21 protein-coding genes are annotated in these 20,157 nt (G+C 69.6%); 8 read left to right on the forward strand and 13 right to left on the reverse strand.

The annotated features are described in order from the left end of the window. Positions 1-144 precede the first annotated feature (144 nt). The gene (locus QMG73_RS36850; RefSeq protein WP_281903587.1) at positions 145-549 is read right to left on the reverse strand and encodes a hypothetical protein; all 405 of its coding nucleotides are present in this window, start codon (positions 547-549) and stop codon (positions 145-147) included. 148 nt (positions 550-697) lie between these two features. Here QMG73_RS36850 and QMG73_RS36855 point away from each other — a divergent pair, with 148 nt between their 5' ends. Both QMG73_RS36855 and QMG73_RS36860 read left to right on the forward strand, forming a co-directional pair. Further along, a complete protein-coding gene (locus tag QMG73_RS36855) occupies positions 698-1,624 on the forward strand; it encodes a hypothetical protein (RefSeq protein WP_281903588.1) in 927 nt (308 codons plus the stop codon). Between the two features lie 10 nt (positions 1,625-1,634). Next, complete coding sequence (locus QMG73_RS36860) at positions 1,635-2,363, forward strand: hypothetical protein (protein ID WP_281903589.1); 729 nt, start codon at positions 1,635-1,637, stop codon at positions 2,361-2,363. Between the two features lie 56 nt (positions 2,364-2,419). Here the strand turns inward: QMG73_RS36860 and QMG73_RS36865 are convergent, their stop codons facing one another. Further along, on the reverse strand, positions 2,420-2,809 hold the full coding sequence (locus QMG73_RS36865; RefSeq protein WP_281903590.1) for a MerR family transcriptional regulator: 390 nt from the start codon (positions 2,807-2,809) through the stop codon (positions 2,420-2,422). A gap of 72 nt (positions 2,810-2,881) precedes the next feature. Here QMG73_RS36865 and QMG73_RS36870 point away from each other — a divergent pair, with 72 nt between their 5' ends. After that, the gene (locus QMG73_RS36870) at positions 2,882-3,508 is read left to right on the forward strand and encodes a CG0192-related protein (RefSeq protein ID WP_281903591.1); all 627 of its coding nucleotides are present in this window, start codon (positions 2,882-2,884) and stop codon (positions 3,506-3,508) included. Here QMG73_RS36870 and QMG73_RS36875 read toward each other — a convergent pair. Continuing rightward, on the reverse strand, positions 3,482-4,267 hold the full coding sequence (locus QMG73_RS36875; protein WP_281903592.1) for an MFS transporter: 786 nt from the start codon (positions 4,265-4,267) through the stop codon (positions 3,482-3,484). The two genes, QMG73_RS36870 and QMG73_RS36875, sit on opposite strands and share 27 nt — an antisense overlap. Before the next feature lie 121 nt (positions 4,268-4,388). Here QMG73_RS36875 and QMG73_RS36880 point away from each other — a divergent pair, with 121 nt between their 5' ends. Continuing rightward, positions 4,389-6,038: a hypothetical protein gene (locus QMG73_RS36880; protein ID WP_281903593.1), complete on the forward strand. Its 1,650-nt coding sequence runs from the start codon at positions 4,389-4,391 to the stop codon at positions 6,036-6,038. An 8-nt stretch (positions 6,039-6,046) separates the two neighbouring features. Here the strand turns inward: QMG73_RS36880 and QMG73_RS36885 are convergent, their stop codons facing one another. The 4 genes from QMG73_RS36885 to QMG73_RS36900 form a co-directional block, all read right to left on the reverse strand. Then, on the reverse strand, positions 6,047-6,484 hold the full coding sequence (locus QMG73_RS36885) for a hypothetical protein (protein WP_281903594.1): 438 nt from the start codon (positions 6,482-6,484) through the stop codon (positions 6,047-6,049). 90 nt (positions 6,485-6,574) lie between these two features. Next, positions 6,575-7,744: an MFS transporter gene (locus QMG73_RS36890; RefSeq protein ID WP_281903595.1), complete on the reverse strand. Its 1,170-nt coding sequence runs from the start codon at positions 7,742-7,744 to the stop codon at positions 6,575-6,577. 12 nt (positions 7,745-7,756) lie between these two features. Further along, positions 7,757-9,049 carry a WD40 repeat domain-containing protein gene (locus QMG73_RS36895; RefSeq protein ID WP_281903597.1) on the reverse strand — a complete coding sequence of 431 codons (1,293 nt, stop codon included), beginning with the start codon at positions 9,047-9,049 and terminating at the stop codon, positions 7,757-7,759. After that, complete coding sequence (locus QMG73_RS36900) at positions 9,046-9,558, reverse strand: SigE family RNA polymerase sigma factor (protein WP_281903598.1); 513 nt, start codon at positions 9,556-9,558, stop codon at positions 9,046-9,048. The genes QMG73_RS36895 and QMG73_RS36900 overlap by 4 nt, the downstream gene beginning before the upstream one ends. A gap of 181 nt (positions 9,559-9,739) precedes the next feature. On the opposite strand from QMG73_RS36900, the gene QMG73_RS36905 reads away from it, so the two are divergent. Together QMG73_RS36905 and QMG73_RS36910 are read left to right on the forward strand one after the other, a co-directional pair. Then, positions 9,740-10,618 (forward strand): sulfotransferase domain-containing protein, encoded by an 879-nt coding sequence (locus QMG73_RS36905; RefSeq protein WP_281903637.1) that lies wholly within the window; start codon positions 9,740-9,742, stop codon positions 10,616-10,618. Between the two features lie 99 nt (positions 10,619-10,717). Then, positions 10,718-13,123 (forward strand): ATP-binding protein, encoded by a 2,406-nt coding sequence (locus tag QMG73_RS36910; RefSeq protein ID WP_281903599.1) that lies wholly within the window; start codon positions 10,718-10,720, stop codon positions 13,121-13,123. Between the two features lie 58 nt (positions 13,124-13,181). Here QMG73_RS36910 and QMG73_RS36915 read toward each other — a convergent pair whose 3' ends face one another. Beyond that, positions 13,182-14,687: a cellulose binding domain-containing protein gene (locus tag QMG73_RS36915; protein WP_281903600.1), complete on the reverse strand. Its 1,506-nt coding sequence runs from the start codon at positions 14,685-14,687 to the stop codon at positions 13,182-13,184. A 145-nt stretch (positions 14,688-14,832) separates the two neighbouring features. On the opposite strand from QMG73_RS36915, the gene QMG73_RS36920 reads away from it, so the two are divergent. Continuing rightward, complete coding sequence (locus tag QMG73_RS36920; protein WP_281903601.1) at positions 14,833-15,390, forward strand: hypothetical protein; 558 nt, start codon at positions 14,833-14,835, stop codon at positions 15,388-15,390. A 26-nt stretch (positions 15,391-15,416) separates the two neighbouring features. Here the strand turns inward: QMG73_RS36920 and QMG73_RS36925 are convergent, their stop codons facing one another. Together QMG73_RS36925 and QMG73_RS36930 are read right to left on the reverse strand one after the other, a co-directional pair. Beyond that, entirely contained in the window at positions 15,417-15,575 is a 159-nt protein-coding gene (locus tag QMG73_RS36925; RefSeq protein WP_281903603.1) for a hypothetical protein, read from the reverse strand. Positions 15,576-15,578: 3 nt separating this feature from the next. Then, on the reverse strand, positions 15,579-15,995 hold the full coding sequence (locus QMG73_RS36930) for a PH domain-containing protein (protein ID WP_281903604.1): 417 nt from the start codon (positions 15,993-15,995) through the stop codon (positions 15,579-15,581). 64 nt (positions 15,996-16,059) lie between these two features. On the opposite strand from QMG73_RS36930, the gene QMG73_RS36935 reads away from it, so the two are divergent. After that, positions 16,060-16,392, forward strand: a complete 333-nt coding sequence (locus QMG73_RS36935) for a TfoX/Sxy family protein (RefSeq protein ID WP_281903605.1) — start codon at positions 16,060-16,062, stop codon at positions 16,390-16,392. A 452-nt stretch (positions 16,393-16,844) separates the two neighbouring features. On the opposite strand, the gene QMG73_RS36940 is transcribed toward QMG73_RS36935, so the two are convergent. The 3 genes from QMG73_RS36940 to QMG73_RS36950 form a co-directional block, all read right to left on the reverse strand. Further along, positions 16,845-17,726: a carbohydrate ABC transporter permease gene (locus tag QMG73_RS36940; RefSeq protein WP_281903606.1), complete on the reverse strand. Its 882-nt coding sequence runs from the start codon at positions 17,724-17,726 to the stop codon at positions 16,845-16,847. A 1-nt stretch (position 17,727) separates the two neighbouring features. Continuing rightward, a complete protein-coding gene (locus tag QMG73_RS36945) occupies positions 17,728-18,693 on the reverse strand; it encodes a carbohydrate ABC transporter permease (RefSeq protein WP_281903607.1) in 966 nt (321 codons plus the stop codon). Between the two features lie 87 nt (positions 18,694-18,780). Continuing rightward, positions 18,781-20,064, reverse strand: coding sequence for an ABC transporter substrate-binding protein (locus QMG73_RS36950; RefSeq protein WP_281903608.1), 1,284 nt, complete (start codon positions 20,062-20,064; stop codon positions 18,781-18,783). Positions 20,065-20,157: the final 93 nt, after the last annotated feature.

Below are 20,157 nucleotides of genomic sequence, written 5' to 3' on the forward strand. Positions count from 1 at the left end.
ACCTGACGGCGGACAGCGCCGCGCTGGTGCAGGGCCTGGGCCCGGAGGCTTCCAAATCGCTGTACCTGTATACCGAACTCCGCGACAACACCCACTTCTCCGAGTACGGGGCGGACCAGATGGGCCGGCTCGTGCTGGACCGTCTCAGCTGTTGTCTGCGAGGCTGAGCAGGAAGGAGCCGCAGCAGCACAGCACGATGACGGCCGCGAGTACGCCATACAGGACGTAGGCGGCGGTCAGACCCGGGTGCTTCTGCGGCTCGAATCCGATCGCGCCGTTGCCAAACGCCCAAACCGGTGCGGCGTAGTGGATTGTCGGCGCGTATTGGGTGTTGTCGACGGCGATCGTGGCCGAACCGAACTTCCACAGGTATGGCACGAAGATCTCGATGTGGTGGGTGCCGAACGGCATGGGGATTACGTTCTCTCCCCATTTGAGGGGCACCGTGTGTCCGTTGATGACGGCCTTGGGCGCGAACAACGCCAGCATGAACGCCATCCAGTGGTACTTCGTGAAAATGCGCAGGTATCCGCCTTGGGGATTGGTCACGATCACGGATCATAGCGGTGGAGCGTTTTGTCGCGGCACGGCCTACTGAGGAGCTGGCGTACCACTGAGGTGCTCGCGTCCCACTGAGGAGCTTGCGCCGCTGTGCGACCTTGAGTGCGGATCAATGTGGATCACGTCGGGAAGGACCATGATGGACACTCATGCGGATTCGCGCGCTCTCAGCCGGCGCCGGGTGATCGGCGGGCTGGGCGTCGTCGGCGCCGGCACGCTCGTGTCGGGCACGGCGGTGCTCGCGACCGGCTCGGCGGCGACCGCGGCACCGCCGATACCGACCGACGTCGCCGCGCCGGGGCCGAGGACCGAGGTGGTCGGCTATCTCGACTTCTGGCCGCTCGAATCGGCCGCCGGATACGTCGAGGTGCGGCCGACCACCGGCCGGTTCGGTCGGGGCCCTGCCGCCGGATTTGGCGGCGTGCTCGTCGCGCCGGTGCGGTTGCCGGCGGGCAGCACCATCACCACGGTGCGGGTACGGGTGCGGTCCGGGGCCGGTCCGGCGACGGTTCGGCTCGAGTCGACCGATGTGAGCACCGGTGAGGTGACCGTGCTGAGCCAGGGCACGGTCGCGACCAACGGCATCGAGGAGTTTGTGGTGTTCCCGGTCACCATCCCGTATGGGAATCCACCGCTCCGCATCGCCGCCGATCTGCCGCCCAGCGGCGCCGTCTACGGCGCTGAGGTCGTCTACACCCCGGTCGCCAGCCGGCATTTCGTGCCGATCGCGGCGCAGCGCCGGCTCGACACGCGGCAGACCGGCGGCATCGTCACGCCAGGGCAGATCCGGACCGTCGCCTTCGACGACCTGCCGGACAACGTCACCGCGGTGGCGCTCAACCTGACGCTGACCGGCACGACCGGCGGCGGATGGCTGGCCGGTTACCCGGCTGGCGGCAGCACCGGTGGCACCTCGACGGTCAACTGGACCGCGTCCGGGCAGACCATCGCCAACAGCACGACGGTCGGCCTGGGCAGCAACCGCCAGGTGGCGCTGACCACCGGCGGCACCGGCAACACGCACGTCATCGTCGACCTGCTCGGCTACCACCTGTCGGCCTGAGGGAGGCACCGTGTACGCATCCATCTCCGCCTCCGATTTCCGGCCGATGACCGATATCCCATGGGCCTGGGTCGACGTGCCGGTCGGTGACGGCACCGTCCGGGGCATCACGGTCGTCAACTACCCCGAGTGGTTCTACGTCCGGCTCGACGTGCCGGACGAGGCCACCAACGCCACGGCCACGTTCTTCGTCCGGCCGGTGGACGGTCGCGCGGTCACGCTACAGACGCGCAGCGTGACGGCGAGGGGTGTCACCGTCAACGGGACTCCGGCGGTCGTCACCGGAACCCATTCCCTGCCCGTCGACACCAGCCGCGGCGAGGCCACCTACCTGACCTGCCTACTCGACGCGGGCGACGTCCTGACGGGCGTCCGGATGACCTACGATCCCGCGCCGGGCGAGTTCGTGCCGATCACACCGCGGCGCGTCCTCGACAGCACGATCGAGACCGGGGTGCAGCAATCGCTTACCCTGCCGGTTCCGCTCGGCCAGGGCGTGCACGCCGTGCACATCAACGTCACGGTGACCGACACGCAAGGCGCCGGATACCTGACCGTGTCGCATGGGGGGCACCAAAGGCCCGCCACCTCCAACGTCGCGTGGGGCGGCGCCGGCCAGACCTCGGCGGTCGGCACGACGGTGGGCGTCGTGAACAGCGGGACGATCGGTATCTACCAGGGCGGCCAGAGCGGCACCAGCCGCCTCATCGTCGACCTCACGGGCTACTACCGCGTCTGAACCATCGTGATCAGGGCGTCCCTCAAGCCGTCAGGGCGACTTGAGGGACGCCCTGATCACGGGGCGTGGGTGGCGTCTTCGGCGAGAGCGGCCGTGCGGGCGGCTCGCAGGTAGGCGTCGATGGCGTCGCGGTTGCGGGTCAGGCAGGCGATCCGCCGGTCGAGCTGCTCGCGCTGCTCCGCAACCTGGTGGAGCATGTGCTCGCACGGGACCTGCGGCATCAGGTCCGCCGGGCCGTCCAGGTAGGGCAGGATGTCGCGGATGATCCGGGTCGGCAGGCCGGCGTCGATCAGGCCGCGGATCTGCCGGACCACCTCCACCGCCCCGCGGTCGAAGTCACGGTAGCCGTTGCCGCGGCGGCCGGGCCGGATCAGCCCTTCCTCCTCGTAGTAGCGCAGCGCGCGGACGCTCGCACCGGTCAGCCGCGCGAGCTCGCCGATTTTCATGCATCGAATCTAGCGCCGGGTGGTGTGTGCCCGCGGGTCTCGCCGGGCCGGCGAGGCTCGTACGATGGCCGCATGGCGTTGATCCACAAGGCGACACTGCGACCCACCAAGCTCGAGCTCCTGGCGGAATGGCTGCCGGCCCGGCGCTGGTACGAGGGCAAGGCGGGTGCGGAGCTCACGCGCGTCGCGGGATACCGGTTCGACGACCCGGAGGGCGAGGTCGGCATCGAAACCATGCTCGTCGGCGACGGCAGCGGCATCGTGTACCAGGTGCCGCTCACCTATCGCGGTGCGCCCCTGGATGGCGCGGAGTCGTTCCTGGTCGGCACCACGGAGCACTCGGTGCTGGGCATCCGGTGGGTGTACGACGCGACGGGCGACCCGGTCTACGCCCCGTTGCTGGCCAGGATCGTCTTCACCGGTGTGGGCTTCGCCGAGGAGTATGTGGAGGTCGACGGCGAGATGGTGCGCCGCGAGCCGTCGATGGCGGTGGCGGCGGCTTCCGTCTCGCCGGACGTCCCGGCCGTGGGCGCGATCCGGCGGGTCGTCGACGAGGACCCGACGCTGATCGAGACCGAAGGCGTGCAGCTGGCCCTGATCCGACGTCTCGCACCGGGGCCGGTGCCGGCGGGGCCCGCGCTGACCGGCACCTGGCCCGACCAGCCGACCCCGCTACCGCTGGCCCACGCCCTCCCGTGATCGGGGCGTGATCATGGGGGTCGCGGCCATCGCGGCGGCGGCTAGGAGGGCGGCGGCGACCAAAAACGCGACGCGGGCGCCGGCCGCCGACCCGCTGGCGTGGAGGTAGACGCTGCTGAGCAGCTGAACGCCGAGCGTGGCGCCGAGCTGCTGCACGGTGTTGAGCAGGCCGGCCGCCGACCCGACCTCTCGCGGCTGGACCACGTGCAGCGCGGCGGTGAAGAACGCCGTCGTGAACAGGCCCACGCCGACCCCGACGACGGCCAGCGCCGCGAGTAGCGGTGCCAGCGCCGCCGTGCGGTAGGCGGCGGCCGCTGACAGTACGCCGCACAGCACCACGGCCAGGCCGGCGAACATCAGCCGGTCCCCGTACCGGGCGGCGAGGCGAGCGCCGGCCACCAGGGACGCGACGCCCATCCCGACCATCCATGGCAGCAGGACGAGTGCCGAGGCCAGCACGCTCGCACCGGTACCCAGTTGGGCGTGCAGGATGACGACCAGGCTCAGCCCCGTGGTGACCCCGAAGAACAGCGTCGACGTGGCCAGCGCGGCGGGAAAGACCCGATGCCTGAACAGGCTGAACTCGATCAGGTGGCGGTTCGTGCGCGGCGCCCGGTCTTCGGCCAGCGCCGGCGCGATGGCCAGTACCGCCAGCGACAGCGGGACGTTGACCAGGAACGCCGCGCGCCACGACGAGCCGAACAGGTCGGCGTGGGTCAGTACGCCACCGAGGACCGGGCCGCTGATCGTGGCGTCCATAGGATGCTCCCTTCGGTGACGGTAAGCGTCCCCGTGGGCGTTCATCGAAAGTGCATCGATTGGTTCATCGAGCCGTTCGGCGGAGGCATGGAGATCGACAATTCGCTATATCGTGAGCGGCATGCGCTGGTCAGTGTGTGCTCTCACGCTCGTCCTGGCGGTGCCGGCACAGCCGGCCGTGGCCGCCGCCGGCAGTGGCCGGGTCCGCCCCGCCGACTTCACCGTGTACGCCTTCAGCCAGTCCGATGTGGAGCAGGAGGACCCGCAGGTCTACCAGCTCGACCCCGACATCAACATCCGGGCCATCGGCAAGTGGTCGACCAGCGGCGACGAGGCGGCCGACTACAACTTCGCTCAGATCGGGCGATACCGCGCGCAGGGCATCGCGTTCATGGGCAGCGGCACGGCCAGCGTCATCTTCCCGCACGACTTCGCCAGCATCGAGATCTTCGACGACATGTCGACCCGCGACGCCGACGGCAACCCGGTGCCGCACGACGAGTTCGGATTCCCCACGCCGGCGCGCCGCGGCAACATCTTCAATCCCGCGTACCGGCGGTACCTGCTCGGTTGGGCGAAGATCCAGATCGACGGGGGCGTCGACGGGCTCAACCTCGACGAGATCAACGCTGGCTTCAGCGGCGGCCAGAAGTACGGCTTCAACGGCAACGAAGGCTTCGACGACTACGCCATCGCCGACTTCAACCGGTACCTCCTGGCCAAATACCCGACCTACACGGCCGCCGACTGGAAGTCGCGCTTCGGGATGACGGACGACAATCTGGTACTGGCCGACGTGCCGCCCGGCGACCTCGACGACAACTTCAACTACCGCGACTACCTGCGCGCCGGCGGCTGGAACCTGAACCCGCTCGCGGCCGCCAACCCCCTCGCCGCCGAGTGGGGACGCGTGACCGCCAACCGCATGTACGCCGACGACAGCTCGTTCACGGCGACATACCTCCGGCGGTACTGGAAAGCGATGGTCGACGAGTTGCGGGCGTACGCGCGGCGGACCGCCCACCGCGAGATCCTCATCAGCTCAAACGGGCTCTGGCCCTATGTGGACTTCAACAGCATCGGCATGTACCCGTGGAATCCGGACGAGCAGACGCCGGATTTCCGGGGCGCCGACTACGTACCGGTCATCGACGGTCACCTGAACGGCGCCAAGTCGCTGCAGGCGAACTACCGATACCTGAAGGAGAAGAACGCGCGGATCGCGGGCGACGTGCCGGCCGTCGTGTTCATCGACTGGCCGAACGACATGATGACCAACTATCTCAACCTGCCGCTCGCCGAGAAGAAGGACTACTGGCGGATCTTCGGTGCCGAGGCGTACGCCAACGGGCTCTTCCCGGCGTTCCATCTCAAGGACACGGTCGGCAGCCCGACGGCCGAACAGTCAGGGATGCTGGAGTTCTTCCAGTCGTACACCGCGTTCTACAAGGGACACCGTTCGCTGTTCCGCGAGAACCGGGTCGGGACCGAGGCGGTGCGGGTCGGCGCGGCCAACGTGGCGGGGAGCCTGCTCGTGCGGCGCGGCACCGGCACGCGCACACTGCACCTGGTCAACCACAACTACGACCGCGGCATCATCGCGCAGGCCGGCTTCCTCGTCGAAGCCGACCTGCGATCCTGCCCGCGGCGGGTCACCATGGTCTCGCCCGACTTCCCAGGGTCGAAGTCGCCGGCGTTCTCCTGCCGGCAGGGCAAGCTGAGGGTGACCGTCGACCGTCTCGACTACTACGACGTCCTCGTCCTGCGCTAGGCCCCTTGCTACGCCTCGATGCTCGGACTGTAGACGTGCCACTTGTACACGCCGCTGTTCGACGCCCAGACGTGGAGCCGGACCTTGACGCCCTCGTTGATGGAGTAGTTGCAGGACATGCCGCCGTTGGCGGTGTTGCCGGTGCTGGTGTCGTCGAAGCAGGCGCTGCTGTGGTTGACCCAGTGGAGGACGCCGCTGGAGTCAGGCAGCAGCTTCTGGATCTGGGCGCGGGTGCCCCAGCCGTCGGCCCGGTTGTCGCGGGCGAGGACGATCTCGCCGTTCTGGTAGAACGTGCCGCATCCGCCGTTGATGATCTCGCCCGGCTCGATCCAGCACGCCCAGACGTACCCGTTGCCGGAAGCGGAAGCGGAGTTCGGCGTCACGGCGACTACGAGGGGGATCGCGACCAACAGGGTGAGAGCAGCCTTGAGGAGTCTTCTGAACATTCGTGGCCTCCCTATATTGGGTGACATGAATGTAAGTGTGGCCGTGAGGTTGTAGGTCCGGGCCCGGTGAAGTCTTGAGGGAAAATTGAACTACCGGCGCTTGCGCAAGGCGAGTCCAGTCAGGACGGTCGCGACAAGGCCCCCTGTTCCGGCCACCACGAAGGTCACGCGCGCGTCGGTGCGGTCGAGCAGCACGCCGCCGAACACGTACGAGAATCCGGCGGCCAGACCCACCGCGCCGTACAGGTTGCCGAACACCCGGCTCAGCAAGCCGGGTGGCACCGTGCGCTGCAACTCGGTGTTGACGCCAACGTCGAGCGCGCTGATGCCGAGCCCGCGGATGACCTGTAGCGCCAGTGCCGCCCACACCGCCCAGGCGAGCCCGGTCACCAGGTTTCCGGCGCTGTTGACGGCGAAACCGGCCAGTATCAACGCGATCGCGGGTGCGCGGCCGGCGTACCGGGTCAGCAGCGGGTAACCGGCCGCGAGGCCGATGCCGACGCCCGCGTACACCAGCGCGGCCGCCGAGTCCGAGCCGCCCAGCGTGTCCTTGGCCAGGAACACCACAGCGACGTCGTCGACGCCGTTGAACGCGACGACCGCCACGAAACCCACCGCCACGGCCCGTACCACGGGCGTGTGGGCCATGTACCGCACGCCTTCCCACGACGCGGCGAGGAAACCCCGCGCGACCTCGTGGGTCTCGGTGGCGCGCAGCCGGGGCAGGAGCGTGAGCAGCAACGCGGAGACCGCGAACGTGACCGCGTCGACGGCGAGTACGCCGCGCACGCCGACGAGCGGGATGAGCGCGGCCGCCACGAGCGGTCCGAGCGCTTCGAGACCGTAGGTGCCCGCACCCAGGGCGGCGTTGGCCCGCGCCAGGTGCGCGTCGTCCACAAGCGACGGTACCGCGCTGCGAGAGGCGGCCTGGAAGACCTGCGCCGCGAGCCCGCGCAGCGCGACGAGCAGCAGCAGGACCGGCAGCCCTGGCGTCGTCAACGCGATGGACAGCACGATCGCACCCTGCGCCAGCTCGCACGCCACCATCACCCGCCTCAGGTCGAAGCGGTCGCCGACCACGCCGGTGAACGGGCCGAACAGCCCCGGCACGCAGTCGCCCGCGAGCAGCAGCAGCGCCACCGCGAGGGCCTCACCCTCCGAGCCCTGCGTGTAGAGCAGCAGCGCCACGAGGCCCATGGAGTCGCCGAGATACGACACGGCTCGCGCGGACCACAGCGCGCGGAAACTGCGGCTCCACACCCGGAGAGGATCTCAAGCCCGGCGGCGCCGCCGATACCAGATTATCGCCGCCACGACGATGATGACGCCGCACAGTTGCAGAAGCCGCGGGACGAGCCCGGCAAGCCAGTCCAGGACCCGGTCACCCAGTGACGGTGGCGGCGCTCCGAAGCGGCCATCGGACAGCAGGTTGGCCGCGATGTCGACGTGGTGTGCCTGGGACGGCATGTCGATCAGCAGGCGCTGGCCGCCGCCCGGTCGCAGCGCGACGACCTGCGGGCCCAGGTTCTTGCGGAACGTCTCGACGATCGTGCTGCCATCCGGTTGCCAGCCGAGCAGGCGGGGCGCGCGGCTGGTCACCTCGTCGACGGCGGGCCCGTTCTGGGCGTCGCCCGAAGACAGGTCGACGAAGGCCAGCCGGAATGTCGCCTCGACCAGATTCCGGTCGCAGCTCTCGGCGCAGCTGCCGCCCGGGTCCCAGATCGCGATCCGGCCGTCCGGGGTCCACGCGCCCGGTCCGGCGAGTTGGAGGAAGGGCCCGAGGTTCACGGAGGCGGCTTGGGTGCCGGTGGCGAGGTCGATCACGTCCAGTTTGGCGGCGTGCTGGATCGCGAGCCGGGTGCCGTCAGGGGAGACCGCCACCTGTGCGTCGGCGGGTGTCTGGGCCGAGAGCTTGCGGAGGAGGCGGTTCGCTCCGGAGCGGATGTCCACAAGGGTCAGGGCGTGGTCGCCGTGGAGCAGCAGGTGTTGGCCGTCTGGCGACCACGCTGTGGGCGAGCCACCGTCGAACACCCGGACCTGGCCGGTTGTCAGGTCCACCAGCGACGTCGCGTCGAACGACGTGTCCTCCACGCCGTCGACCGCGCCGGCGACGGCCAGGTACCGGCCGTCGGGGGAGAGGTGCGCGTCCTGGCCCGCCTCGACCTCGCCGACGCCGTCGACGAGCCGGTAGCGGCCGTCGCGGCTCACCACGACGGTGCGCCCTTCGTACCCGCCGAACGCGTCGCTGCCGCGGAACGCCCCCTCGCCGGTGACTATCAGAGCCGCCGGGCCGGCCGGATCCTGTCGCACGGTGCGCTGAAACGGCAGCGGGGCGTACACAGTGGACGGCACCCGGGGCGGCGAGTCGGCAGGGGCGACCCGGTGAGGCTGTCCGCGTACCAAGGAAAATGAGACGACGGCGAGCGCGGCCGCGACGGCGGCCGTGGTGGCAAGACGCCGCCGGTGCCTGCGGCGTCCGCGCCGCCAGAGGTCGGCGGGCAGTGACGGCACCGCGACCTCGTCGGCGATGGTACGCATGGCCTGCGCGACCTTGGTTTCGGTCATCGTGCCCTCCCCGCGCCGATCCGGTCGGACAGTTCCGGTGCCAACTGCCGCAGCCGAGCCAGGCCATCGCGCGCCTGGCTCTTGACGGTGCCGACCCGCATGCCGAGGACCTCGGCCGTGCGCGCCTCGCTGAGATCCTCGAAGTAGCGCAGCACCAGCACGGCGCGCTGGCGCGCCCCGAGCCGCGCCAGCGCACGCCGCACCGCGACCGCTACGACGATGTCGTCGCTGCGGTCGGTGCCGGGGACGTCGCCGACCTCGGGCACCTCCGCGACCCGGCGCAGGCGCCGCCGCCACCAGGAGATGTGCTCGTGGTAGAGGACGCGGCGCACGTAGACGTCCGGGTCGCCGGCCGCCGCCACCCGAGGCCAGCGACCGACCACCCGGAGCAGTGCCTGCTGCACGAGGTCCTCTGCCAGGTGATGGTCACCGGTGAGCAAAAACGCGACGCGGAACAGTCCGGGACCTCGGGCCCGCACATACGCGTTGAACGACTCCTCGGCGTCCATCACCACCTCCACTTATCTACACGCCCGCGGCGGGCGGGTTGGAGGGGAGCGGTCTCCGCACGCCTGGTGAGAGCCCGGCTACGGATCGTCGGGGAGGTTGACCGGCGCGATCCCGTGCACCATTATCGCAACCCTGAGGTGACTGCTCCCCTGCATCGGATCACGGATAGGGGCTAAGACGCTGATCAATCGTGGGTTGACCTTCGCCAAGCACCACACGCCCAGCTCCGTGCGCGTGGCCGCAAGATGGGCGATGCTCGAAGGCCGAAACGTCAGGAGCCGCCTGACGGTGCCCGTGGCCACCCGATGCGAATACGACGCCGTCTATCACTGCACGCTGCGCAAGACGGCCAGCCAATGGGTGAAGGCCCTGCTCCACGACCCGGTCGTGTATCGCTACTCCGGATTGCTGCCCTTCGACCAGCGCGTGCACCGGCGGCGCTATCCCGATGCGATCCCGCCCGGCCGCGTGGCCTCGTCGCTGTTCATCTCCTACAAGCGCTTCAGCGCCATCCGCAAGCCCGAAAATCACCGCGCGTTCTTCATCATGCGGGATCCGCGCGACATCGTCGTCTCAAGTTACTTTTCGCTTCGCGGTTCACACACCCCGATGGGCGACATCCTGGAGCACCGGAAGGTTCTCCAGGAACTGCCGTTCAAGGAGGGGATGATTCACGTCATCGGCCACCTCAAAGAGACGTGGCTTTTCACCCAGCTTCGCGGGTGGGTGACGGCGCCGAGCGACGAAACCTTCCGCCTGTTCCGATACGAGGATCTGATTGGCGAGCATCAGACGGACGAGATGGCCGAACTGATGCGGCACTGCGGGATCTCCATCCCACCACCGGAGTTGGAGGCCCTGCTCGACCGGCACAGCTTCTCCCGGAAGCGCGGCGGGGACGCCGGGACCCTTTCGCACTACCGCAAGGGGCAGGCCGGAGACTGGCGTAACCATTTCGACGACGACATCTACGAAGCGTTCATCGCGGCGACCGGCGACCTCGTCGAGCTGTGCGGATACCCCTCGCGGGAGCAGTTGCGCAGCGTCGAAGACGTGTAGCGATGCTCACACTCTGTACACAGTGGTCTGTTCCTCGTCACCCACATGGGAGCATCGACGCACGTTACGTAAGTGCGGGCGTTGGGTGGTTGGGGGAGCATGCCCATAGGTCAGGTGCAGCGTGACCAGTTCGGAGGTCTACTCAGGACTCTCCGCTTGGAGCAAGGGCTGACCCAGGAGGAGCTTGCCGAGGCGGCCGGTTCAAGCGTCCGCGGCATCAGGGAGATGGAACGCGGCCGGGTGCGCAGCCCACAACGACGGACGGTGGCGCTGCTCGCCGACGCCCTGCGGCTGGCCGGGGCGGACCGCGACCGCTTCGTCGCCCTGGCCCGGGCCGAGCGGCAGTTGCACGACCGCGTGACGGTGCCGCACGACCGCCCGGCGCTGGTCGTACCCGGTGAACTGCCCGCCGCCGTTCCGGACCTGGCCGGCCGGGCGGAGATCCTGGAACGGCTCTCGACGCTGGCCGCCGACGTCACCGCCGGGCGGTCGGACACCGCCTCGGTGGTGGTGCTGCACGGGCCGCCGGGGATCGGCAAGACCAGCCTCGCCGTCGCGGCCGGACATCGACTCAGCCCGGCCTTCACCGGCGGACAGCTCTTCGTCGACCTGCAGGGCGCCTCGCCGGACGGACCCGTCGACCCGGCCGAGGCGCTGGCCGGGCTGCTGCGGTCGCTCGGGGTGCCGGACAGCCGGGTGCCGGTGTCGCCGGCTGAGCGGGGCGGTCTGTTCCGCACTCTCACCCGGGACCGGCCACTGCTGGTGGTCCTGGACAACGCCGCGAACGAAGCACAGGTACGCCCACTGCTGCCGGCCGGGCGGGGATGCCTCGCGCTGGTCACCTGCCGGCGTCCGCTGACCGGTCTTGCCGGTGCGGTCCGCCAGCCGCTCGACCTGCTCACCCCGGCGGCTGGTCGACTGCTGCTCGCGGCGATCGTCGGTGCCGACCGGATCGCGGCCGAGCCGGCCGCCGCCGACCAACTCGTCAAGCTCTGCGGCCGGCTGCCGCTGGCCGTCCGGATCGCCGGCAACCGCCTCGCCAGCCGACCACAATGGTCGGTCGGTTGGCTGGTGGACCAGCTCCGCGACCAGCGTCGGCGGCTGACCGTGCTGACCGCTGGAGACCTGGGCGTCCGGTCCGCGTTCGAGGTCTCGTACCGGCAACTGGACCCGATGACCGCGCGAGTGTTCCGGCGGGCCTCGCTGATTCCCGGCACCGACTTCGAACCCGCGTTGGTCGCCGCCGTGGCCGGCACCGACGAGGAGACGGCGGCCGCGGCCCTGGAGGAGCTGGTCGAGGCCGGTGTCCTACTGACCATGGGAGACCGGTACCAGTTCCACGACCTGGTCCGGCTCTACGCCCAGGAGCGCCTCGACGCCGAGGAACAACAGACCTGCCGGACGGGCGCGCACGATCAGATGGTCGGCTGGCTGCTGCGGCGTACCCGGCAGGCCGGTGCGATGTTCGAACCGGTCGCCTGTCGGGCCGACTCCCCGTTCGACGACGATCGGGCGGCGGCGTCCTGGCTGGATCGGGAGTCCGGCAACTGGCTGGCGGCGCTGCGCGACGCGGCCCGGCGCGGTTGGCACGCCGACGTGGTCGCGGTCGCCAGGGCACTGCACTGGTACTCCGACGCCAACAGTCACCGGCACTCCTGGGACGAGATCTTCTCGCTGGGAGTGGCCGCGGCCCAGGCCGCGGGCAGTCCTCGCGATGAGGCTGTGCTGCTGAACTTCCTGGGTTGGGCCCGGTACTTCTGCCGGGACCGCAACACCGACGGGCTGGCCGCCCTGGGTCGGGCGCTGGAACTGGCCCGGCGGATCGGGGACCGCCGGGAGGAGGCGTGGGCGCTGACCTATACGGCCGCGATCCTCATTCGGATTGGCAGCGGCGGGTCGGCCATCGACCACGGTCGCCGGGCCGTCGGCCTGTTCCGCGAGATCGGGTACGCCCTCGGCGAGCACAGCGCGATGAGCGCGCAGGGCGGAGCGCTGGCCGCGCTTGGCCGGTTCGCCGAGGCGGCCGAGTTGCACCGGGACGTGCTGGCGTTCTACGGCCGGGGCAACGGTCTCAGCAGTACCGGCACGGCGGTTGCCCAAGCCGGCGCGATGATGAGTCTCGGGGCGGATCTGGCCGGGATGGGCCGTTGGCGGGACGCCGCTGACGAGTACGCCCGCGCCCGGCGGGTGTTCAACCGGTGCGGCGCGACGTTCAGCGAGGCCAGCGCCATCCACCGGTACGGGCTCGCGCTTCAGGCGTTGGGCGAGGTCGACGCGGCGGCCGAGGCGCTGCGGGCGGCCCTGGCCCTGTATGCCGCGCTGTCCTGCCCGTGGTGGGAGGCGCAGACCCTGTACGCGCTCGCGGCGCTGGCCGGTGCGGCTCCGGACCGGGCCGCTGACGCCCGTCCGCTGCTCCAGCGGGCGCTCGACCGGTGCGGCGAACTGGACGCCCCGGAGGTGCGTACCCTGCGCGCCACCCTGCGACGCGAACTGGCCGAGTCCTGATTGGACACACACCTGGCCCCGCCGGCGATGCGGCGGGGCCAGGTGCCGGTGGACGGTGTCAGTTGCAGGTGGTGCCGTTGAGGGTGAACGGTGCCGGGGTGGCGGGGGAGCCGCTCGCGGTGAAGCCGAAGTTGACGGCGCCGCCGGTCGGAATGGTGGCGTTGTAGTTCTCGTTGGTGACGGTCACCGCCGGGCCGGCCTGCTGGAAGACGCCGTTCCAGTGGCCCTGGACGAGTTGCCCGCCGGGGAAGGACCAGCCCAGCGACCAGCCGTTGATGGCCGGCCCGTCGTTGTAGACGGTGACGCTGGCGGTGTAGCCGGTGCCCCACGAGTCGGTGACGACGAAGGAGACCCGGCAGGTGCTGGCGATCGCCGTCGCTGGCACGAGGTTGCCGTAGTCGTCGCGGGCGGTGGCGAAGTCCTGGAACCCGAAGCCCGGGCCGGCCGACCGGGTGGTGGTACCGGCGGCGAGCACGGTGCCGTCGGCGTTGACGGCGTAGACGGGGCCGCCACTGTCGCCGCCCCGGGCGGACTCGTCGCCGTCGAGTTGGGTGGCCTCGACGAGGTCCTCGATGTCGTCGTAGTGGTAATCGACCCGCAGGTTGCAGACGGGACCGCCGATCTCACCCGCTGAGGTGTACCCGGACTGGCACAGCAGCTGGCCGGGGAAGACCTCGGTCCAGCCGACCACCTGGGCGCGGACCTCGTCATGCTGACCGCCGACGTAGATGTGGTCGCCGGGTGCCGACGTCGAAATGATCATCGTGTCGTGGTCGTCATTGCTGTCGACCGCGTAGCCGACCAGCGTGCCGGTGCCGGTGGTCGTGTTCCAGCCGACGTGCCAGGGCGAGCCGATAGCTCCGCAGTGTTCGGCGGTGAGGATGTAACCGGCGTCGGTGTCGGCGTTGCGTACGCCGAAGCCGGCGGTACACCCGGGTGTGGTGAACCCGATGCCTGCCCCGCCGTCGAACGGCGCGGAGTCGTTGGCGCGCGACCGTTCGACCATCCGGTCACGTTCGACGAAGCTGGTACGGACACCGGTCACCGGCAGCTTCGGCAGCTTGGTGCCCGCGGTGTCGTCGACGGCGATTTCGATGCCGGCGCCGTCTGTGCGCAGCCTGACCGAGTGGCTGGCGTCGGCCGGGTCGGCTTCCACCACCGGGGCGAGCCTGGCGGCCGCCTTGCGCAGTTCGGTACGGGAGTAGGTGGCGTTGGCCACCTCGACCGGCGCGGTGCGGCGGGCGGCCGCGACCGCTGCGGCGATGTCGGTCGGTGGTGCGCCCTTCCACCACAGGGTGACGTGGTCGTCGACCAGCCCGATGCCGGCGTAGCCGCGTGCCGGCGCGCGTTCCACCGCGGTGCGGATGACATTGGCCGCGTCGACCAGCGGGGCCTGGGCGACCATTCGGTCCAGGGTCTGTGCCGGGATGATGTCGAGGATGGACTCGGCCGCCCCCGGCTGGCCGGGCTCCACGTGCGCGGAGGCGGGACCGGCGAGCGCCGTCGCACCGACCAGTGCCCCGACGACCACCGTCCGGCTGATCGCTTTCCGAATTGGTGTCATGGCGCTGAGTCAAGCAACGCGCGATGCCGGGAGACAGGCACGATGCCCGGCAGGAGTCATCGTGCCGGCGGTTCTGCCGGCGGTCGTCGTTCGTTCGATCGGATGGGGCGGCGCGGGTGGCCCAGCGCCCGGCATGATGTCGGCCATGACGAAGGCTTCGCCCAGCCGCGGCTGGTATGCCATGGCGGGTGTGGTGACAGTGCTCGGCCTGGCGGGCGCGATGGCGGTGCTGGTGACCGGGATGCGATCGTGGAACGACGCGCTGCCCGACCTCGGCCAGACCTTCCGCGACGGCGAGACCGTGCCGGTCGAGCTGCGCGCGGGGGAGAAGGTGATCCTGTACGTCAGCCCGGAGTCCGCCCCGGCCAGCTTCATCTGCAGCGGCAAAGTGGCTGACTCGCCGATCAGTACGACCGAGGCGAAGACGTTCACGTTCTTCCGGGGCTTCGAGACCTGGGCGGCGCGGTACGAGCTGGTGGCCGACGCGACGGGAACCGCGCAGCTGAGGTGTACCGCCCCCACCGGCCTCGGCGCGAAGATGCTCGCGGTGGGCGAGGTGCCCGACAACGGGCGGCTTTTGCGCATCATGGGCACGACGTTCGCGATAACGGCGGGCGCGACGGTACTCAGCATCGTCGCCGGTGGCCTGACCGTCCTCTTTGTCTGGAGGCGACGCCGCGCGTCCCGCACACCGGTCAGATGACGGCGATGCGGGGCATGACGCGTTCATCACGGTCTTCTCGACGGTGTCGTAGTCGCGGCCTTCACGGTCGCGTAGCACGTCCAGCCGGCCTCCTCGGCGATGCGCGCGGTCTCCGCGAGCGTCGGCGCGATCGACGCCGGGTCGTCCGGCGTCGAGAAGTTCCAGTAGTGCCGGCCGAGGCGCATTGCTCAGGCCCCCTTGCGGCGCGGCGACTTGCGCGCCGCGGCGCGGATGGCCGCCGCGACCCGGTCCGCGCGGACCTCGCGCTTCATCCACGTGGCGGCGTTCGACTTCTGTACCGCCCAGGCGACGACGCGCTGCCGGTCGCGGGTCACGATGGCGAGGCCGCCGTATCCCGTGCTCACCTCCGAGACCTCGCGCAGCGGCACCTCGCGGGTGCCCAGCGGGTTGCGGACCACGACGCGGTCGCCGGCCAGCTCGACGGCCGGCCACATCGCCCACCGCCACCACGCGCCGAGCCCGAGCAGGCCCACGATGGCGGCGCCGGCCGGCCCGCCGCCCAGCCAGCCACCGAGACCGCCGACAACGGGAACGACCAGCGCGCCGATGCGACCCGCGAGCGAGACTCTCCAGATCTGTGACACGGCCGGCACAGTACCGCGTGCGGTGTAGCCACGTGTGACCCGTTCGGGGTGGGACGATCAGTCTGTGGCGTACGACGAGGAACTGGCGGAGCAGGTGCGCGACGTGCTCGGGGGCCGTCGGGGCGTGACCGAGGTTCGCATGTTCGGCGGGCTCGCCTGGCTGGCGAACGGCAACATGGCGGTCGCGGTCCGGGGCAAGGGCGGGCTGCTGGTGCGCACCGACCCCGCCGACACCGAGGCGATGCTCGACGAGCCCGGCACCGACACGATGGTCATGCGCGGCCGGGAGATGCGGGGCTGGATCACGGTCGCGCCCCAGGCGTGCGCGGCGCACGAGGACGTCGCGAGGTGGACGGAGCGCGGCCTGAGCTACGCGCTGACGTTGCCGCCCAAGTGACGGTAGGTGCCGGCCCGGGCGGCCGCGACGGCGGCTTCGCGGCGGTGCCTCGCTGCGTCGGCCGCCGGCCTGCGGCGTGGGTCGCGCGGCTGCGGCGTGGGCCGCACCGGGCCTGGCTGCGCGGGCGTGGGCTGCGCGGGGCGTGGGCTGCGCGGGGCGTGGGCCGCGCTGGCATGGGCTTGCGCGGGGCGTGGGCTGCGCGGGCATGGGCTTGGGCGGGGCGTGGGCCGCGCTGGCATGGGCTTGCGCGGGGCGTGGGCTGCGCGTCGATCAAGGCCATTCGCATGGATCAAGGCCGAATGCACGCGGAAAAGAGATCCAATCACGTGCATTCGCCCTTGATCGGCGCAGAGGGCGGCCGGCGGGAAGAGCGGCCGGGGCGGCCGGCGCGGCGGCCGGCGCGGCCGGCGGCAGGGGAGCCCGGCGGCAGGGGAGCCCGCCGCCTCGAACCATCAGTCCTTTAGGCCCGCGTTGATGTCGGCGTTCATGACGTACTTCTGGAAGACCAGGTAGATCAGTACGAGTGGGATCATCGACAGCACCGACGCGCCGAGCAGCACCGACCAGTTCACGTTCTCCGCGCCCACGATCGTCGCGACACCGATCTGGATCGTGTACTTGCTCGGGTCGTTGAGCACCACCAACGGCCAGATGTAGTCGTTCCACCGCCACTGGAACGAGAAGATCGCCAGCGTCAGCATGATCGGCCGGGACAGCGGCAGCATGATGCGCACGAACGTCGACAGCTCGCTCGACCCGTCGATGCGAGCCGCTTCCAGCAGGTCGTCGGGGACTGTCAGGAAGAACTGCCGGAACATGAACGTACCGGTCGCCGTGATGACCGCCGGTACGACGACGGCCGACAGGCTGTTGTACATGTTGAGGTCGCGCACGACGAGGAACAGCGGTGCGAGCAGTACCTCACCGGGCAGCATCGTCGTCGCCAGGATGCAGACGGTGAACGCCTTGATCCACCAGTTGTTGTACTTCGCCAGCGCGTAGCCGCACGCAGCGCTCGCGATGATCGTCAGGAGCGTCGCCGAGACCGCCACGATCAGCGTGTTGATGAAGTACTGCGCGACGTCGAAGCTCGTCCACGCCTGCGTGAAGCCCTTGAACGTCGGGTTCTTCGGGAACAGCGTCAGCGGGTACGAGAACAGCTCACCGGCTGGCTTGATCGAGCTGAGCAGGAACCACAGGACCGGAAAGCCGTACACGACAACGATCAGCCACATGATCGCGGTGGCGCCGACCTTCTTGGGCAGCTCGCCCGTCGTGCCCTTCTTGCGGCGGCGCGGTGCCGGCGGTCGCGGCGGCGCGGTGGTGACGGCCATGTCAGGAGTCCTTCCGCCGGTTCATGCTGAGCTGCACGATCGCGACGATCATGAGGATCAGCATGAGTACGAACGATGCCGCGCTCGCGTAGCCGATCTGGGCCCGCTCGAAGCCCTTGGTGTAGATGTACTGGACCAGCAGGTTGTTCTCGGTCCCGGGGCCGCCGTCGTTGACCGCGGCGAACAGCGCGTACTCCTTCATCGAGTGCAGGATGCTCAGCAGCACCACGATGAAGGTCGTCGGCGCGATCGCGGGAAGCGTGATGTTGCGGAACTTGGCCCAGGAGCCGGCGCCGTCCAGCGACGCGGCCTCGTAGTACGACGTCGGCACGTTCTTGATCGCGGCGACGAACAGCAGCATGTTGAACGCGGTGCCGGCCCACGCCGCGGCGAAGATGACGACCATCAGCGACAGGTTCGCGTTCGACTGCCACGGCACCTCGCTGCCGCCGAGCTTGGTGATGACGTAGTTGATGAGGCCGAAGTTCTCGCCGAACATCCAGCGCCAGATGACACCCACGATGATCGGGGAGATCAGCCACGGCAGGAAGAAGATGATCCGGGCGACGACCTTGCCCTTGGCGTAGTCGGTGACGAGCAGCACCGCCGTGCCCAGCGAGAGCACGATCGTCAGCGGCACCACGCCCGCGGTGTAGATCAGCGTGCGGATCAGCGCCGAGTAGAACGCGTCGTCCTGCAGCAGCTTCTGGTAGTTGTCCCACCCCACGTAGGGCGCGTCGCCGACGCCGGTGTAGCTGGTGAACGAGTAGAGCAGGCCGGTGGCGGCCGGCCAGACGAAGAACGTGATGAACAGCAGCAGGTTGATCGAGATGAGCGCCAGCGGTGCCCCGGTATACCTGTTCAGCCGCCGCCGTCGCCATCCCTGCTGGCGCCGTCTGACCGGCTCCGGCCCTCGCCGCACCTCCGTGCTCGGCGCTGGGGCCGTCGGGTGGATGCTGTCCACCATCGTGCTCTCCTCTGGGACGTGCGATGACCTTCCCGACGTGCGGTGGCCGCCGGCATCCTTCGATGCCGGCGGACCGCGTTAAAGGCGTCAGCCGAGTTGCGAGTTGAGGCCGTTCACGATGTTGTCGACCGTCTTCTGCACGTCCTGCTGACCGTTGATGTACTTCGCCATCTCGGCCTTGGTCGGGTCGTCCTGGATGGCCTTGCCCTCGAGGATGAGCTTGGTGCCGTTGGCCTGGCCGGAGGCCGAGATCGGGTCGGCGAGCTCGATCTCCTTGTTGTAGAGCGCGAAGGCGTCCAGCGCGGCCTGCGACTTGAACGGGTAGGTCAGCGAAAGACCGGACTCGACGGCCAGGTAACCGTTGGCCTGCGCCAGCTTGGTGTAGTTGTCCCGCTGGAAGAGGAAGTCGACCCACTTCTTGGCCGCCGAGGCGGTGCCGTCGTTGTTGAACGCCACGACCTTGCCACCGAGGTTGATGTCGGTCGCGTGTACCGGACCCGGGGTCGGCGCGCTGGCCCACTCGAAGCCGGTGATGCCCTCGGCGAAGTCCGGCACCTGCCAGACGCCGGAGAAGTAGGCGACGACCTGGCCGCTCTTGAACAGGGCGTTCGGGTCGGCGCCGGAGGTCCAGACCGACTTCGGCATGACCTTGTCGTCGTTCATCGCCTTGAACTTCTCCAGCGCGGCGATGGTCGCGGCGTCCGGCTTCTGGTACTTGCCGTCGGAGCCGAGCTGGAAGCCCTTGCCACCGTTGTTGTAGATGAAGGCCCGGATGCGGGCGGGGGAGTTGTCGTAGACCAGGTCGTACTTGGCGCCGGTCGCGGTGCGGACCTTGGTCGCCGCCGCGAGGAACTCGTCCCACGTCCAGGTCTGCGCCGGGTCGGCCGGCACGGTGACTCCGGCCTTGGTGAAGAGGCTCTTGTTGATGAACAGGCCGGCCGCGGTGAGGTCGGACGGGATCGCGAGGACCTTGCCGTCCTGCTCGGTGATCAGGTCCTTATTGATCTTGTTGGCGTCGTTGTTGGCGGTCGCGCTGAGGTCCTGGAGCTGGTTGAGCCAGAGGTTGTCCAGCGACGGCACGCTGGCGGCGTCGGGCAGGGAGTTGGCCTGCGCGGACTGGCGCAGCTTGTCCTGGTACCCGTCGTAGGGCTGGTTGACGACCTCGACCTCGATGCCCTCTTTCGCCTTGAACTCGTTGGCGAGGTCGGTGTACCCCTGAATCTGCGCTGCGGTCGACAGCCAGAAGGTGATCTTCTTGGCGTCACCCGAGGATGAAGAGTCGTCGTCAGAACCGGAGCCGCATGCGGTCAGCACCGCCGCGGTCGCGACGACCACTGGCAACCAGCGCCAGCGTCGAAGAGAAGTCGTCATCGGTGTTATCTCCTTGTGATCCACGCAGCCCTTGTAGGCGACGGACGTTAACGGGCAAGCGCTTACCGCGTCAATAGTCAGGACATACTCACG

The sequence above is a fragment of the Phytohabitans aurantiacus genome, from assembly GCF_027923225.1.
GTDB lineage: Bacteria > Actinomycetota > Actinomycetes > Mycobacteriales > Micromonosporaceae > Phytohabitans > Phytohabitans aurantiacus.

Bases quoted from the DNA above. Each gene is read 5' to 3' on its own strand.
- QMG73_RS36855 (WP_281903588.1), top strand. From the start codon at position 698: ATGATGGACACTCATGCGGATTCGCGCGCTCTCAGCCGGCGCCGGGTG.
- QMG73_RS36865 (WP_281903590.1), bottom strand. From the start codon at position 2,809: ATGAAAATCGGCGAGCTCGCGCGGCTGACCGGTGCGAGCGTCCGCGCG.
- QMG73_RS36870 (WP_281903591.1), top strand. From the start codon at position 2,882: ATGGCGTTGATCCACAAGGCGACACTGCGACCCACCAAGCTCGAGCTC.
- QMG73_RS36875 (WP_281903592.1), bottom strand. From the start codon at position 4,267: ATGGACGCCACGATCAGCGGCCCGGTCCTCGGTGGCGTACTGACCCAC.
- QMG73_RS36880 (WP_281903593.1), top strand. From the start codon at position 4,389: ATGCGCTGGTCAGTGTGTGCTCTCACGCTCGTCCTGGCGGTGCCGGCA.
- QMG73_RS36885 (WP_281903594.1), bottom strand. From the start codon at position 6,484: ATGTTCAGAAGACTCCTCAAGGCTGCTCTCACCCTGTTGGTCGCGATC.
- QMG73_RS36895 (WP_281903597.1), bottom strand. From the start codon at position 9,049: ATGACCGAAACCAAGGTCGCGCAGGCCATGCGTACCATCGCCGACGAG.
- QMG73_RS36900 (WP_281903598.1), bottom strand. From the start codon at position 9,558: ATGGACGCCGAGGAGTCGTTCAACGCGTATGTGCGGGCCCGAGGTCCC.
- QMG73_RS36910 (WP_281903599.1), top strand. From the start codon at position 10,718: ATGCCCATAGGTCAGGTGCAGCGTGACCAGTTCGGAGGTCTACTCAGG.
- QMG73_RS36915 (WP_281903600.1), bottom strand. From the start codon at position 14,687: ATGACACCAATTCGGAAAGCGATCAGCCGGACGGTGGTCGTCGGGGCA.
- QMG73_RS36920 (WP_281903601.1), top strand. From the start codon at position 14,833: ATGACGAAGGCTTCGCCCAGCCGCGGCTGGTATGCCATGGCGGGTGTG.
- QMG73_RS36925 (WP_281903603.1), bottom strand. From the start codon at position 15,575: ATGCGCCTCGGCCGGCACTACTGGAACTTCTCGACGCCGGACGACCCG.
- QMG73_RS36940 (WP_281903606.1), bottom strand. From the start codon at position 17,726: ATGGCCGTCACCACCGCGCCGCCGCGACCGCCGGCACCGCGCCGCCGC.
- QMG73_RS36945 (WP_281903607.1), bottom strand. From the start codon at position 18,693: ATGGTGGACAGCATCCACCCGACGGCCCCAGCGCCGAGCACGGAGGTG.
- QMG73_RS36950 (WP_281903608.1), bottom strand. From the start codon at position 20,064: ATGACGACTTCTCTTCGACGCTGGCGCTGGTTGCCAGTGGTCGTCGCG.